This window comes from Neobacillus sp. B24 (genome assembly GCF_055381825.1).
Genome location: NZ_AP035777.1, coordinates 3854784 through 3870523, shown reverse-complemented (window position 1 = coordinate 3870523; position 15740 = coordinate 3854784). Strand labels below are relative to the sequence as shown.

Sequence of the window (15740 nt, the reverse complement as noted above, 5' to 3'; positions counted from 1 at the left end):
TTTTTTTGTTAAGGAAGTGTTAACGAGAGTGCAAACAGAAGAGATTATTATAATTGGCGGCGGTCCGTGTGGTTTGGCAGCAGCAATTGCCCTTCAGGAAATCGGCAAAAAACCGTTAATCATTGAAAAAGGGAACGTTGTTAATTCCATTTACCATTATCCAACCCACCAAACATTTTTTAGCACAAGTGAAAAATTGGAAATAGGCGATGTTCCGTTTTTAACAGATACCTATAAACCAAAACGAAATCAGGCCCTTGTTTATTACCGTGAGGTTGCCAAGAGAAAAAAACTGCGCGTCAATGCCTTTGAGCAAGTTCTTGGAGTTTCGAAACACGAATCTATCTTTAAGGTTGTAACGAATAGAACCAGCTATAATGCCAGGTATGTCATCATTGCAACTGGATACTACGACCATCCGAATTATATGAATATCCAGGGAGAAGATCTCCCGAAGGTTTTCCACTACTTTAAGGAAGCCCATCCTTATTACGATAAGGATGTTTGCGTCATTGGTGGAAAGAATTCAAGCGTTGATGCAGCGTTAGAGCTTGTAAAAGCAAGTGCAAGGGTAACCGTTTTATATCGGGGTAACGAGTATTCACCGAGCATTAAACCGTGGATCCTCCCTGAATTCGAATCTTTGGTCCGCAATGAGGTCATTAAAATGGAGTTTAATGCCCATGTAAAGGAAATAACGGAAAATCAGCTTGTTTATATAAAGGATGGAAAGGAATTCGCAATCAAGAATGATTTTGTGTTTGCGATGACTGGCTATCACCCGGACCACCAGTTCTTGAAAACCATGGGAATACAGATCGATGCAGAATCGGGAAGGCCGATATATGATTCTGAATCTATGGAGACAAACGTGGAAGGCATTTATATTGCGGGGGTTATTGCCGCTGGAAACAATGCCAATGAAATTTTCATTGAAAATGGCAAATTCCATGGCGGATTAATTGCTAGTTCTATCTTGGCGAAAGAGCAAAAGGGTGAGTAGATAATGAAAAAAGTCGTATTGTTAACTACAGGCGGGACGATTGCCAGCAAGCCCAATAAGGAGTCCGGTAAATTGGCTTCAGGTGCCATGACGGGTGAAGAACTGGCAGCAATGTGCCAATTGCCGAACGACATCGAGGTAATTGTGGAATCGGTGTTCCAAAAAGCCAGTATCCATATTACCTTTGAGGATTTAGTAGTGTTAAAGTCTAAGATTGAGAATTATTATAAAGATGATGGTGTTTGCGGGGTTGTCGTCACTCATGGAACTGACACAATGGAAGAAACAGCCTACTTCCTCGATTTAACGATTAAAGATTCCAGGCCAGTTGTCGTCACAGGCTCACAACGTTCTCCTGATGAATTGGGCAGCGATGTCTATATTAATTTGAGGCATGCCATTTATTCGGCTTGTTCTCGAGATTTGCATGATGTAGGAACAGTCGTTGTATTTAATGAGCGAATTTTTGCGGCACGGTATGTAAAAAAAGAGCATGCTTCTAATATACAAGGGTTCAATGCATTCGGATTCGGTTATCTGGGGATCATTGACAATGACCAAGTTCATATTTTTCAGAAACCCATCAAAAGAGAGACCTTTGACATAATAGGTTCGATTCCCCAAGTTGATATCATTAAATGCTATATTGGAGCGGATGGCAAGTTTATTAAGGCTGCCAGAGAGGCTGGGGCGAAAGGGATTATTCTAGAAGGAGTCGGACGAGGACAGGTTGCACCGAAAATGATGGAAGAGATTGAAGAGGCAATAAAAGCAGGAATTAAGTTAGTCATCACAACTAGTGCTGAAGAGGGTTCCGTTTATACGACCTATGATTACGAAGGCAGCGCCTATGATTTATATAAAAAGGGAGTTATCCTTGGTAGTGATAACGACTCAAAAAAAGCAAGGATAAAGCTGGCTGTGGTTATCGCAGCAGGCTTGGAGACAATCAAATTTTAATCGCTGACCAGCCTCCGGGCTGGTTTTCAATTATGGTCTCTCATGTTACTATTAAAGAAACAGATTTGAAAAGAGGTTTGTCATGCTGGGAATATTATCTGCCGGAATTGCCCCTGGCCTGGCCTTACTAAGTTATTTTTATTTAAAAGATGAATATGACTCAGAGCCAATTTCCTTCGTGCTTCGAACTTTTATGTACGGAGCGCTGCTGGTATTTCCCATCATGTTTATTCAGCATGTCCTGGAAACGGAGCATTTGCTCACATCCCATTTAGTAGATGCGTACTTGAGTACCGGACTTCTAGAGGAATTCTTTAAATGGTTTATCCTCTTTTACGTGGTCTACCAGCATGTGGCGTTTGATGAGCCATTTGACGGAATTGTTTATGGCGTGGCAGTTTCACTTGGGTTTGCCACGGTTGAGAATATCTTCTATTTAATAGCCAACGGAATTGAACATGCGATGGCGCGGGCCTTACTACCTGTATCAAGCCATGCATTGTTTGGTGTGATTATGGGCTTTTACATCGGAAAAGCAAAATTTACAGAAGGAATCAAAGCCAAATGGGTGGTCCTCTCGTTATTACTGCCAGTCGCTCTTCATGGTTCCTATGATTTTATTCTGCTCTCTCTGGAAAATTGGTTATTTATCATTTTCCCATTCATGATTTTCCTTTGGTGGTTTGGGTTAAGAAAGGTGAAAAAAGCCAAAATACTCAGTGCCAATCATATGAAAAAACAATATGCGATTCAAGAAACTCTCCATTCATAATGGAGGGTTTTTTCTTTTTTTGGAATAAAACGACCAATCTTACAAAAAATAGGATTACTGTAAAAAACGATTGACTTTGGGGGTATTATTTCATGCACAAGAAAAAAATCCTAATAAAATCTTTCATTCTTCTGATCTTTTTGTTAGGGACATTTCTATTTGAAAAACCAATCACCGGTCATGCCTTTTCCAATCAGGTCATTCAACATGGAGCGGTTGGAGATGATGTGATTGAATTGCAAGGGAGGCTTAAGCATCTCGGCTTTTTTACCGGGAAAATAGATGGGGTTTTTGGCTGGCGTACCTACTGGGCATTGAGAAACTTTCAATATGAATTTGGAATGCCTATTGATGGTATAGCCGGTCCCGATACAAAGAATAAACTTGCAAAAGCAACACCGAACTATAAAGCAGGTCAAGGCGGGACCTCCAATGCTCAGCCAAAACAAGCGGCGCCGAAGCCATCAGCAGCCAATACACCAAAGGGTTTTTCACAAAATGATATCCGCTTGATGGCAAATGCCGTGCATGGAGAATCAAGGGGTGAGCCCTATATTGGACAGGTTGCTGTGGCTGCAGTAATTTTAAATCGCGTTAATAGCTCAACCTTTCCCAATACCGTATCCGGAGTGATTTTTGAACCAGGAGCTTTCACGGCGGTGGCCGATGGGCAAATTTGGCTGACTCCAAATGAAACATCAAAAAAGGCGGTTATCGATGCCATTAATGGCTGGGACCCGACTGGTGAAGCTTTGTATTATTTTAACCCAGCAACGGCAACAAGCGGCTGGATTTGGTCCAGACCGCAAATTAAGAAAATTGGGCAGCATATTTTTTGCAAGTAGAGGTGAGGAAAAATGATTAGAGGAATATTAATGGGAGTTCTCGCCGTCGCAGTGGCGGGGACAGCCTATTGGGGCTACCAGGAGCATCAGGAAAAAAACGCTGTTCTACTAAATGCTGAAAACAATTATCAACGGGCATTTCATAACCTTTCCTATCGGATGGACTTATTGAATGATAAAATCGGAACAACTTTGGCGATGAATTCCAGGCATTCATTATCTCCGTCATTAATCGAGGTATGGCGGCTTACATCTCAAGCACATAGTGATGTCGGCCAATTACCGTTAACATTATTGCCCTTCAACAAAACAGAGGAATTTTTGGCGAATATCGGGAATTTTACTTACCGAACGGCTGCTAGAGATTTGGATAAGGAGCCGTTATCAGACCAGGAATATGAAACATTAAAAAAACTATACACACAATCAGGAGAAATTCAGAATGAGCTGAGAAAGGTTCAGCACTTGGTGTTAAAAAATAATTTGCGCTGGATGGACGTAGAACTTGCCTTGGCATCGGGAAAGGAAACGACCGACAACACGATTATTGATGGGTTTAAAACAGTGGAGAAAACTGTCACCGGATACGAAGAGTCTGATCAAGGTGTAACCTTTGCCAATCTTCAAAAAAAGGATGAGAATTTTAAAAAGATTAAGGGTGAAAAAATTTCACGTAAAGAAGCCATTACTATTGCCAGGAAATATATTAAATTCGATGGCAATGCCGAGATAAAAGTAACGGAAAGCGGCAAGGGATCTGATTATGGCTTTTATAGTGTATCGATTAGAAATAAAGAGACTAATCAGGAAGGCAGTATGGATATTACCAAAAAGGGAGGGCACCCTATTTGGTTCATAAACAACCGTCAGGTGAGCAAGCAGGCAATGAGTTTAAATGATGCAAATAATAAGGCGCTCAGCTTTTTGAAAGAAACAGGCTTTAAGGACTTGGAAACCTTTGAAAGTACTCAATATGATAATATTGGCGTTTTCAATTTTGTCACCAATGTAAATGGGGTTAGAATTTATCCGGAAGCTGTCAAGGTCAAGGTGGCTCTTGATAACGGGGATATCATTGGGGTCTCGGCAGATGAGTATTTAAAATCATTCCAAACGAGAACTATTGAAAAACCGACAATTACTAAGGAGGAAGCCCGCAGCAAGGTTAACCCGAATTTAAAGGTTATGGAAGACCGCCAAGCCATGATCGTCAATGACTTAAATGAAGAAGTATTATGTTATGAATTCCTTGGAACAATGGGTGATGATACGTATCGAATTTTTATTAATGCGAAAACCGGTATTGAAGAAGAGGTTGAAAAATTAAAAGATGCCGAGGCAATGTATGAAGATGTTCTTTAAGGGGAAAAGGGGAAAGCAGCAGCTTTCCCTTGTTTCATGGATACATAAGAATAAAAACGTTGCCGTTATCCAATAATAGGAATAATCAGTATGACCGGGGTGTAGTAGATGAAATTGATAGAAAGGCTGTTAATCAAACTTATTATCATTCAGTTTTTGTTCATGTTCTTGTCACAATTCTTTTTTCATCAATTGGACATATTGCCGGAATTACATCAACTGACCAAGTACGAAGGCGTAAACGAAAATACATTAACAGAAATCCTCCAGACCTTTCAGGGGGAGTAAATAGAAAAGCGGAAGCGCCTCGATTAGCCCCGACCAGCATAAGACGAGCCGGCGTGAAGGTTGTTTTTTAACCTTCATGACGGATTGGCTTATGACCTCGAGGGGCTAGGCGCTGTAGCTAGACAAGATAAAGCAGGATAGCCTGCTTTATTTTTTTTATTATATTAAAGGATAAAAATAAGAGAGATTACCTCATCTTATGGTAAAATAAACAGTAGACAGCTTAGCGACTATCATAGTTTTAGGAGGATTTATGAACAAGAAAATTTCAATCGCAATTGACGGTCCTGCAGCAGCAGGAAAAAGTACTGTTGCTAAAATCGTGGCAGAAAACCTTTCCTATATCTATATTGATACAGGTGCCATGTACAGGGCTTTGACCTATAAAGCAATTGCGAATCATCTTAACCTTGAGGATGAAGAGGCTCTATCTAATTGCCTGTTAGCGACTAAAATTGAACTTCGTCCTTCAGAAACTGGACAATTGGTCTTTTTAGACGGCCGCGATGTAACACATGAAATCCGATCAGCCAATGTGACCAATACTGTCTCGATTGTTTCCAAACATCAGGACGTTCGAGAGGAAATGGTCAGACGTCAGCAAGCTTTTGCTGCCGAAGGCGGAGTGGTTATGGATGGCCGGGACATTGGGACCCACGTCTTGCCGAATGCCGAAGTAAAGGTGTTTTTGCTTGCCAGTGTCGAAGAACGCGCAATCAGGAGGCATACTGAAAATCTTCAAAAAGGGTTTCCTTCCGATCTGGAAAAATTGAAGCAGGAAATTGCGACACGGGATAAAATTGACTCTGAACGAGAAATCGCTCCGTTGAGAAAAGCAGAGGACGCTATTGAAATCGACACAACCTCATTGGCCATTCCTGATGTAGTCGAAAAGATTATGAAACTGGCGTACGAAAGGATTGGTTAAGTGTGACGTTTTATACTTTTGCCAGATCAGTGGTTTCCGCTATCTTTAAACCATGGTATCGGGTTGAGGCAATTGGAAGTGAGAATATTCCCAATGAAGGCGGAGTCTTGCTTTGTTCCAATCATATTCATAACTTGGATCCGATTATTGTTGGGACATCTGTAAAACGGCCAGTACATTTTATGGCTAAAGAAGAGATCTTTCGTGTCCCGGTACTTGGGAGCATTGTCAGAAAATGCAACGCTTTTCCGGTTAAACGGGGAATGAGCGACAGGGAAGCATTACGTAATGGCATGGGTGTTCTTAAAGACGGAAATGTACTGGGGCTTTTTCCAGAAGGGACAAGAAGTAAAACCGGTGAACTTGGGAAAGGTTTAGCCGGTGCCGGATTCTTTGCTCTAAGAACAAACTGTGCTGTTGTTCCATGTGCCATTATTGGTCCCTATAAAAATCTATCGAAGCTGAAGGTAATATTTGGGAAGCCAATTGACATGGATCACCTTAGAAAGAACAAAGCATCTGCAGAGGAAGTTACTGAATTAATTATGTCAGAAATTCATAAACTTATTAAAGAGTATCGATAGGTTCTGCTTGACAAAATTCACTATTTATAAGAAGTTAATAAATGAGATTCTTTTTTGCTAATCAGAATTTATAGATAAATATAGAATTTGCGAGTTAATGGATTAAGGAGGATTACATATGTCTGAGGAATTAAATCAAGTAGAAGTAAAAACCTTTGAAGTTGGAGACAAAGTAACAGGTCAAGTTACAAAAGTGGAAGAAAAACAGGTTCTTGTCAATATTCAGGACAGTAAACTTGATGGAATCATTCCAATCAGCGAGCTATCCAGCCTGCACATCGAAAAGGCTTCCGATGCAGTTGCGGAAGGTGATGCATTAGAACTTGAAGTATTAAAGGTTGAGGAAGAAGCATTAATTCTCTCAAAAAGAAAAGTGGATGCAGAAAAAGCTTGGGAAAGCCTGGAGCAAAAATACCAAAGCGGTGAAGTTTTCGAAACTGAGGTTAAGGATGTTGTGAAGGGTGGTCTTGTTGTGGACCTTGGCGTCCGCGGATTTGTACCGGCTTCACTTGTAGAAACTCATTTTGTAGAAGATTTCAGCGATTACAAAGGACGTACACTTTCTTTTAAAATTGTCGAGCTTGATAAAGAAAAGAATCGTGTCATTCTTTCACACCGTGCTGTAGTTGAACAGGAAAAAGTTAAACAGAAAGTAAACCGTCTTGATGAACTAAAAGCAGGCCAGGTGATAGAAGGTACTGTTCAAAGAATTACCGATTTCGGAGCTTTTGTTGATATTGGCGGAATTGATGGACTTGTTCACATCTCCCAGCTATCACACGAACATGTAAGCAAACCAACAGACGTTGTTCATGAAGGTCAAAAGGTTCAGGTTAAGGTCCTAAGTGTTGACCGCGACAATGAAAGAATTTCTTTATCTATTAAAGAAACCCTCCCTGGACCATGGTCCAATATTTCAGAAAAGGCACCTAAGGGCAGCGTATTAACAGGGACTGTAAAACGCTTGGTTTCTTACGGAGCATTCGTTGAAGTATTCCCTGGTGTAGAAGGACTTGTGCATATTTCACAGATCGCCCATAAGCATATTGCAACTCCGCATGAAGTATTAAGAGAAGGACAAGAAGTTAAAGTTAAGGTATTAGATGCAAACGAAAACGATCAGCGTCTATCGCTAAGCATTAAGGAGCTTCTAGAAAAAGAAGCTGAAGAAATCCATGACTATGAACTTCCAGAGGAATCAAAAGGATTCCAGTTAGGGGAAGTCATTGGAGACAAATTAAAGAATCTCGGAAAATAACGGTGATATGACGTGTCTAGATCGAAACGAAAGTGGGACCACATTCGCTTTGCGATAGAAGATGAACCAAAGCGAAACTTAGCTTTTGATGATATCAAATTTGTTCACCAAAGCTTACCAAATATCAGTGTGTTCGATGTTCAATTAGATCATTCCATTGGCGAACTTTATTTAAGTTCGCCAATTTTTATCAATGCGATGACTGGCGGCGGCGGTGAGAAAACGTATCGCATTAACCAGGGACTGGCAGCAGCGGCCAGTGCAACGGGTGTGGCGATGGCTGTCGGATCGCAAATGGCTGCGTTGAAGGATAGGTCACAAAGATACACGTATGAAGTCGTGCGCAAAGAGAATCCGTCAGGTATCGTAATTGCCAATCTTGGCAGTGAGGCAACCTTGGACGAAGCTAAGGCTGCCGTAGATATCATTGAGGCAAATGCCCTGCAGATTCATTTGAATGTGATTCAGGAGCTGACAATGCCGGAGGGGGATCGAGACTTTTCCAATGCCTTAAGAAGAATCGAGGCTATTGTAAAAGGCCTTCCCGTTCCTGTTATTGTGAAGGAAGTTGGCTTCGGTACGTCGAGTGAAACTGTTCGCAAGCTTGCATCTGTAGGAGTATCGGTTGTTGATGTTGGCGGTTTTGGAGGAACAAATTTTGCGAATATAGAGAATAAGCGTCGGGAAAAAGCCTTGTCATTTTTTTCTGATTGGGGCATTCCTACACCCATTTCTATTATTGAAGCGTCAACATTTTCTAAGGACATATCAGTGATAGGTTCAGGTGGATTTAGGAATGGACATGATATTGTAAAAGGGTTGGCGTTAGGTGCCGATGCAGCTGGAATTGCTGGCTTTTTTTTAAGAATACTTGTTGAAGAAGGCATTGAGGCAGTTATTGAAGAAATTCACCATTTACATGAAGATATTACGATGATTATGACCGCGCTTGGGGCGAAATCCATCGCTGACTTAAAGCTGGCTCCGCTGATTATATTTGGTGACACACACCATTGGCTGCAAGAGCGGGGAATTGATACAAAAAAATTTAGCCAGCGCTCTATTAAATAAAGCTCCTGCAAAATCGCAGGAGCTTTTTTGCTTGTTTTTTAATAATCGTCCTTCCCGTCGTTTAGCCCTCTTGCTTCATCGGGGCCTGATAGCTTGGTGGCGCCGGAGTAGTGTAATGCTTGGTCACGATCTGATTCCACTCTGCGGCTTGCTTTCAGCTTTTTTTCCTGGCGGTCTTTTCCCATTATTCCACACCTCCTGTTTATAAGATGATTCCCGAAGGAAATATTATTCTAGGAAGTATGAAACTGCCTGAAATTTACCAATAATGATAATAATTGGAGGTGTGTTTATTGGAAGGGATAATGTTCTATTGGACATTTTGGATGTCCTGGGTTTACCTTACGTTTTTCTTAAATAAAAACCATCGGGATCGTCTCAAACTAACTGTAATGGTTCTTCTTGTCATCATATTCTCGACAAGCCATTTAGTAATCGGACCATTTGATATGTATGTAAGCGTGTTGCTATTGTTGTTATTTGCCTATACCCTGTTAGGAGAGGAAACTCCTGGAACAATATTCTATCTCTGTATTTGTACGTTGATCATCTCCATTGCTTATGTGACCTTTCAATTATTTGAAATCTTTGATCCAATTTGGATGCTCTTTAAAAAGGAGTGGATGATGGGAATTGTTATCAGTTATTTAAGCTTATTATTGCAAAAATCGTTGAAAGCCAGACTCTTAATTGTAGTTTGTGGTTTGGTGCAAGGAGAGATATTGAATGGCTATATCCTTCATAATCTACATTTGTCTAACCAAATCGGAACACTTGCGTTTTTGGATGCCTGCTCTATTATTGTCTTAATCCTCGCGGGTTGGAGTCTACTTGAAAATGTGGGAGCCACCCTTCAACAGCATTTTCACCTTTTAGAAAAAGGAAAACAAAAATCCTCTTAAAAAAAGATTATCTTCCTTTCCATTGCGGGAAAGGATTAACTTTTGCTAAGATAGTATTTAGGCCCTTCTTGTCAATGGAAGGGTTTCTTTCTTCATAAGAATGTAATTTTGAAGGAAAATATATATTAATGTGTAATATAGAAGAGAAAGGATGGCGATTTGAATGGTAAAACCTGTTATTGCCATTGTAGGAAGACCGAATGTTGGAAAATCGACAATATTCAACCGAATTGTGGGGGAACGTATTTCGATTGTCGAGGATATCCCGGGCGTAACCCGCGATAGGATTTATAGTTCCGGAGAGTGGCTGACCCATGAATTTAATATTATTGATACGGGTGGTATCGATATCGGCGATGAACCGTTTTTGGAGCAAATTAGGCAGCAAGCTGAAGTAGCGATTGACGAGGCTGATGTCATTATCTTTTTAACAAATGGCCGGGAAGGTGTAACAGCCGCTGATGAAGAAGTGGCAAAAATCTTGTATAAATCGAAAAAGCCAATTGTTCTTGGAGTCAATAAGATTGACAATCCCGAAATGCGTGAGAATATTTACGATTTCTATTCGCTTGGTTTTGGGGAGCCAATCCCGATTTCTGGATCTCATGGGCTGGGACTAGGGGATTTATTGGACGAGGCTGCCAAATATTTTCCGAAAAACAAGCAGGATGACTACGAGGATGATGTCATCAAATTTTCTCTGATTGGCCGCCCTAATGTCGGGAAGTCTTCACTCGTAAATGCGATTCTTGGCGAAGATCGGGTAATCGTCAGCAATATTGCCGGGACAACCCGTGATGCAATTGATTCCCCTTATACATACAATGGTCAAAAATATGTCATTATTGATACAGCGGGAATCAGGAAAAAGGGAAAAGTTTATGAGAGTACAGAAAAATATAGTGTTCTTCGGGCTTTGAGGGCGATTGAACGCTCTGATGTTGTTTTAGTTGTTATTAATGCCGAAGAAGGAATCATCGAACAGGATAAGAAAATCGCTGGTTATGCCCATGAGGCGGGACGAGCTGTCGTTATTGTAGTCAACAAATGGGATGCCATCGAGAAAGACGAAAAAACGATGAATGAGTTCGAAGAAAATATTCGCGATCATTTTCAATTTCTTTCCTATGCCCCGATTGTTTATTTATCGGCCAAAACGAAGAAACGAATTCATACGTTGCTGCCCATGATCAATGTAGCCAGTGAGAATCATGCGATGCGGGTTGAGACGAGTATCTTAAATGACGTTATTATGGATGCAGTAGCGATGAATCCAACGCCGACTGATAAAGGCAAACGTTTGAAAATTTATTATGCTACTCAAGTAGCTGTAAAGCCTCCTACCTTTGTCATTTTTGTTAATGAGCCGGAATTGCTGCATTTTTCTTACGAACGGTTTCTTGAAAATAGGATCAGAGATGCATTTGGATTTGAAGGAACGCCTATTAAATTATTTGCAAGAGCAAGAAAATAAACTAAAGGCGGTGTGAATAACATGAACAAAGAAGCAATAACGGTTGTCGGGGCAGGAAGCTGGGGTACGGCACTGGCGATGGTCCTTGCCGACAATGGTCATGAGGTTCGTCTCTGGAGCCATAATGAGGCCCAAGTAAACGAAATTAATCAATTGCACACAAATGAGAAATATTTGCCAGGAATTGTCCTGCCCGAGTTAATTGTGAGCTATTCATCATTGATAGAGGCATTGGATAAAATTGAATCAATCGTTCTAGCTGTACCGACGAAGGCGATTCGCGAGGTACTGGGGAATATTAGGTCCGTCATTACCAAGCCGGTCACAATTACCCATGTCAGCAAAGGAATCGAACCTGATTCACTATTAAGAATTACCGAGATAATAAAACAAGAAATGCCAGAGCAGCTGTTAAAGGCAGTTGTTGTCCTGTCCGGTCCAAGCCATGCCGAAGAAGTCAGCCTGCGTCACCCAACAACGGTCACGGTGACATCGGAACATATGGAAGAAGCAGAGAAGGTCCAAGACCTGTTTATCAATCAAAATTTTCGGGTTTACACTAATTCTGATGTCATTGGCGTGGAAATTGGCGGTGCTCTAAAAAATATAATAGCATTAGCCGCTGGTATTACCGATGGTCTGGGTTATGGCGATAATGCAAAAGCCGCATTAATTACTAGGGGGTTAGCCGAAATTGCCAGACTGGGAGTAAAAATGGGAGCAAATCCGCTGACATTTTCCGGCCTGACCGGAATCGGTGATTTAATTGTTACGTGTACGAGTGTCCATTCCAGAAATTGGCGGGCGGGAAACCTGTTGGGAAAAGGAAAAACGCTTACTGAGGTTCTCGACAACATGGGGATGGTCGTTGAGGGGGTACGGACTACAAAGGCTGCTTTTCAATTAGCAAAAAAATATGAAGTCAGTATGCCAATCACCTTTGCGCTTTATGATGTTTTGTTTAACGGCAAGAATGCCAAAGATGCGGTGGATGTGTTAATGGCCCGTGGCAAAACACATGAAATGGAAGAATTGGTAAATATCCTTGATGAACGAAATTTTTAAAGGAAATTTAGGTTGAAACCTAAGAAAATGGGCGTTCACATGATACGCATTCCTGAACTTATGCATACAATGCAACGAAGTAACTTGGTAGTATGACGCCAGGAGTTTGGGTTATTTAGTCCAAATATGACTGAAGTAAAGGATTCGCCCCTCTTTACTTCAGTTTTTTTGTTTTTTACGAGACGAATAGTTATGGTATAATGACACTCGAAAAAGGGGGAATTGTGTTGTCGCCAGGAATGATAAAAATGTGGATTTCGATTGCCGGAATAGTGTTTATGTTTCTTGCAATTGCAACCATTTATCTAAGCAGGTACAAGTTAACAGGAGTCATAAAATTTTTAACAGCAATAGTTGCCTACATATTTTTAATAGCTGCCGGAATTACACTACTAATCGTTTTCCTTACATGATGAAAAATTCAAAAAACCAGGTGATAAAATGAAACGGAACGTACTTGGCCTACTATTGGTCATAACGACATTGCTGCTTGCCGGCTGTATGTATCCGAAAGAAGAATTATCTCAGAATAAAATTCCGTATAAAGACCAAATCCAGTCTGTTCAAGCAGCGGTGGACCAGTTCCAAAAGGACAATGGCGGTATTCTTCCAATTAAGACTAAGGAAGCTGAAACACCCATTTATCAAAAATATCTCATAGATTTCAAAAAAATTTCTCCGAAATATTTAGCTGAGCCTCCGGGAAATGCGTTTGAGAGTGGTGGCGTTTTTCAATATGTATTGGTAGATGTGGAAACAAAACCAACTGTAAAAGTATTTGATTTAAGGATTGCTGAAACCATTCGCGAGCTTAATTTACGAATCAAATCAACAGGGTATCCGCCTTATAAAACAGAAGTAGCCAAAAATGTCTATACCATTGATTATAAACAGCTTGGCTACAAAGAGACGCCTCACGCAGTAAGTCCATATTCCAATCAAAATCTATCGTTTGTCATAACCGGTAATGCTGATGTGTTTGTTGATTATCGACCGGACTTGTTTCAAGCTCTAAAAAATACAGATGCAGATGTGAAACCAGGCGAGGATATTCGGCCGATCTTGGTGAACGATTCCATGTTCGTTCCCGCTTACTCCTTGCCATATACAGTTGATTCTGAAACTAACGAACCAGTTTTTATGGAAAAATAAAAATATCTAGCTTCAGCGCCTAGTCAAGGCGCTTTCGCTTTTAATTTTAGTCATAACCCTTTTCCTAAGAAATATATTGTAGGAGAAGGGTTTTTTTTCATAAATTTGAACACGCAGGAGATAAAGTCTCCTTTGATAATTGATTAAGGAGGTAAAAATTTTTAAAAAAGTGTCATAACACGATAGGACAACATCATAAACATATATTGTCCAAAAATACCTAAAATGGATGAGATTATCCCACTTTACTCTATGATCAGGAGGGGATCACTTGGAAAAGGTAGATATTTTTAAAGATATTGCCGAGAGAACCGGCGGCGATATTTATTTGGGAGTAGTTGGGGCAGTAAGAACTGGCAAATCAACTTTTATTAAAAAATTTATGGAGCTAGTCGTGTTACCGAATATAGGCAGTGATGCCGAAAGATCCCGGGCACAAGATGAATTGCCGCAAAGTGCTGCCGGAAAGACTATCATGACCACTGAACCGAAATTCGTGCCGAATCAGGCCGCAACTGTTCATGTGGATGATGGGCTTGATGTGAATATCAGGCTTGTAGATTGTGTAGGATATACCGTTCCCGGAGCCAAAGGATATGAGGATGAAAATGGTCCAAGAATGATTAATACACCTTGGTATGAAGAGCCTATTCCTTTCCATGAAGCTGCCGAAATAGGCACAAGGAAGGTCATACAGGAACATTCTACTATTGGGGTAGTTGTAACGACAGATGGTACGATCGGTGAAATACCGAGGAGCAATTATATTGAGTCCGAGGAACGGGTAATTGAAGAGCTGAAAGAAGTAGGGAAGCCATTTATAATGGTGGTAAACAGCGCCCAGCCATATCACCCTAGTACAGAAACATTAAGAAACAATCTAGCAGAGAAATATGACATTCCGGTCTTGGCGATGAGTGTTGAAAGCATGCGCGAGAGCGATGTCCTCAATGTATTAAGGGAGGCACTTTATGAATTCCCGGTTCTTGAGGTTAATGTCAACCTGCCTAGCTGGGTTATGGTGCTCCGGGAAAACCATTGGCTGCGTGAAAGCTATCAGGAAGCTGTAAAGGAAACAGTTAAAGATATCAAGAGATTAAGAGATGTTGATCAAGTGGTGCAGCAATTTAGTGAGTATGAATTCATTGAAAGAGCAGGGCTCGCTGGGGTAGAAATGGGTACAGGTGTTGCCGAAATCGACTTAATTGCTCCCGATGAATTATATGATGATATATTAAAAGAAATCGTGGGAGTAGAAATTAGGGGGAAAGACCATCTTTTAGAGCTTATGCAGGATTTCGCCCATGCAAAAGCAGAGTACGATCATATTGCTGATGCACTGAAAATGGTGAAACAGACCGGTTACGGGATTGCTTCACCAACACTGTCGGATATGAGCCTTGAAGAACCGGAGATCATTCGCCAGGGTGCCCGCTTTGGCGTGAGATTAAAGGCAGTTGCTCCATCTATCCATATGATTAAGGTTGATGTGGAATCTGAATTTGCGCCGATAATTGGCACTGAAAAACAAAGTGAAGAGCTGGTTCGTTATTTGATGCAGGACTTTGAAGATGACCCGCTATCAATTTGGAATTCGGACATATTTGGACGGTCCTTGAGCTCTATTGTCCGTGAAGGGATCCAGGCCAAACTCTCGCTAATGCCGGAGAATGCCAGATATAAATTAAAAGAAACGCTTGAAAGAATCATAAACGAAGGATCAGGCGGTTTGATTGCAATAATCCTGTAAGTAGGAGACTCCTATTAGGGGTCTTTTTTTCTTTTTACAGTCATAATGTCAAAAATGGTAGAATTTTGACGAAGAAAAGAAAAGATTACCATAATTTCTTTAAATCTTCTTGATATGCTGTATTGATTGTGATAATCTTTTAACAGAATTACGTGAGAGTGCTAAACCCTTTATTTACTAGGGTTTTTCCAAAGTAATAGGAAATATTGCCTAAAGTGGTAATTTTGGCTTTCTTTTCCAATAAAACTGCGCTTTGACGTATAGAAATTAGAAAAATTGTTTAGAAATGTAGATAAGTATTGTTATTATCTCGAACATTTCTTTGG

General features: G+C 40.7%; 17 protein-coding genes. 16 read left to right on the top strand and 1 reads right to left on the bottom strand.

Annotated elements, in window-relative coordinates; translation table 11 throughout:
- The first annotated feature begins 28 nt into the window (after positions 1–28).
- The 10 genes from ACZ43M_RS19115 to fni all read left to right on the top strand — a co-directional run bounded on the left by ACZ43M_RS19115 (position 29) and on the right by fni (position 9071).
- Positions 29–1003, top strand: a complete 975-nt coding sequence (locus ACZ43M_RS19115) for a YpdA family putative bacillithiol disulfide reductase (RefSeq protein WP_464504104.1) — start codon at positions 29–31, stop codon at positions 1001–1003.
- Positions 1004–1006: 3 nt separating this feature from the next.
- The gene (locus ACZ43M_RS19110; RefSeq protein WP_464504103.1) at positions 1007–1963 is read left to right on the top strand and encodes an asparaginase; all 957 of its coding nucleotides are present in this window, start codon (positions 1007–1009) and stop codon (positions 1961–1963) included.
- An 82-nt stretch (positions 1964–2045) separates the two neighbouring features.
- Positions 2046–2735, top strand: coding sequence for a glutamic-type intramembrane protease PrsW (prsW, locus tag ACZ43M_RS19105; RefSeq protein ID WP_464504102.1), 690 nt, complete (start codon positions 2046–2048; stop codon positions 2733–2735).
- Between the two features lie 92 nt (positions 2736–2827).
- Complete coding sequence (gene sleB, locus ACZ43M_RS19100; RefSeq protein ID WP_464504101.1) at positions 2828–3580, top strand: spore cortex-lytic enzyme; 753 nt, start codon at positions 2828–2830, stop codon at positions 3578–3580.
- 12 nt (positions 3581–3592) lie between these two features.
- Positions 3593–4942, top strand: a complete 1350-nt coding sequence (gene ypeB, locus ACZ43M_RS19095; RefSeq protein ID WP_464504100.1) for a germination protein YpeB — start codon at positions 3593–3595, stop codon at positions 4940–4942.
- 108 nt (positions 4943–5050) lie between these two features.
- Complete coding sequence (locus ACZ43M_RS19090) at positions 5051–5230, top strand: YpfB family protein (RefSeq protein WP_464504099.1); 180 nt, start codon at positions 5051–5053, stop codon at positions 5228–5230.
- Between the two features lie 253 nt (positions 5231–5483).
- Positions 5484–6158, top strand: a complete 675-nt coding sequence (gene cmk, locus ACZ43M_RS19085) for a (d)CMP kinase (RefSeq protein WP_464504098.1) — start codon at positions 5484–5486, stop codon at positions 6156–6158.
- Between the two features lie 2 nt (positions 6159–6160).
- The gene (locus tag ACZ43M_RS19080; RefSeq protein WP_464504097.1) at positions 6161–6742 is read left to right on the top strand and encodes a lysophospholipid acyltransferase family protein; all 582 of its coding nucleotides are present in this window, start codon (positions 6161–6163) and stop codon (positions 6740–6742) included.
- A gap of 118 nt (positions 6743–6860) precedes the next feature.
- Positions 6861–8000: a 30S ribosomal protein S1 gene (rpsA, locus tag ACZ43M_RS19075; RefSeq protein WP_464504096.1), complete on the top strand. Its 1140-nt coding sequence runs from the start codon at positions 6861–6863 to the stop codon at positions 7998–8000.
- Between the two features lie 12 nt (positions 8001–8012).
- The gene (fni, locus tag ACZ43M_RS19070) at positions 8013–9071 is read left to right on the top strand and encodes a type 2 isopentenyl-diphosphate Delta-isomerase (protein WP_464504095.1); all 1059 of its coding nucleotides are present in this window, start codon (positions 8013–8015) and stop codon (positions 9069–9071) included.
- Between the two features lie 38 nt (positions 9072–9109).
- On the opposite strand, the gene ACZ43M_RS19065 is transcribed toward fni, so the two are convergent.
- Positions 9110–9256, bottom strand: coding sequence for a YpzI family protein (locus ACZ43M_RS19065; RefSeq protein ID WP_464504094.1), 147 nt, complete (start codon positions 9254–9256; stop codon positions 9110–9112).
- A gap of 108 nt (positions 9257–9364) precedes the next feature.
- Between ACZ43M_RS19065 and ACZ43M_RS19060 the strand changes: the two genes are divergently transcribed.
- The 6 genes from ACZ43M_RS19060 to spoIVA all read left to right on the top strand — a co-directional run bounded on the left by ACZ43M_RS19060 (position 9365) and on the right by spoIVA (position 15414).
- Positions 9365–9973 carry a YphA family membrane protein gene (locus ACZ43M_RS19060; RefSeq protein WP_464504093.1) on the top strand — a complete coding sequence of 203 codons (609 nt, stop codon included), beginning with the start codon at positions 9365–9367 and terminating at the stop codon, positions 9971–9973.
- 163 nt (positions 9974–10136) lie between these two features.
- Positions 10137–11447 carry a ribosome biogenesis GTPase Der gene (gene der, locus ACZ43M_RS19055; protein ID WP_464504092.1) on the top strand — a complete coding sequence of 437 codons (1311 nt, stop codon included), beginning with the start codon at positions 10137–10139 and terminating at the stop codon, positions 11445–11447.
- 21 nt (positions 11448–11468) lie between these two features.
- Positions 11469–12512 carry an NAD(P)H-dependent glycerol-3-phosphate dehydrogenase gene (locus tag ACZ43M_RS19050; protein WP_464504091.1) on the top strand — a complete coding sequence of 348 codons (1044 nt, stop codon included), beginning with the start codon at positions 11469–11471 and terminating at the stop codon, positions 12510–12512.
- 224 nt (positions 12513–12736) lie between these two features.
- The gene (locus ACZ43M_RS19045; RefSeq protein ID WP_464508067.1) at positions 12737–12925 is read left to right on the top strand and encodes a DUF2768 domain-containing protein; all 189 of its coding nucleotides are present in this window, start codon (positions 12737–12739) and stop codon (positions 12923–12925) included.
- A gap of 28 nt (positions 12926–12953) precedes the next feature.
- A complete protein-coding gene (locus ACZ43M_RS19040) occupies positions 12954–13664 on the top strand; it encodes a hypothetical protein (RefSeq protein WP_464504090.1) in 711 nt (236 codons plus the stop codon).
- Positions 13665–13935: 271 nt separating this feature from the next.
- Positions 13936–15414, top strand: a complete 1479-nt coding sequence (gene spoIVA / locus ACZ43M_RS19035; protein WP_464504089.1) for a stage IV sporulation protein A — start codon at positions 13936–13938, stop codon at positions 15412–15414.
- Positions 15415–15740: the final 326 nt, after the last annotated feature.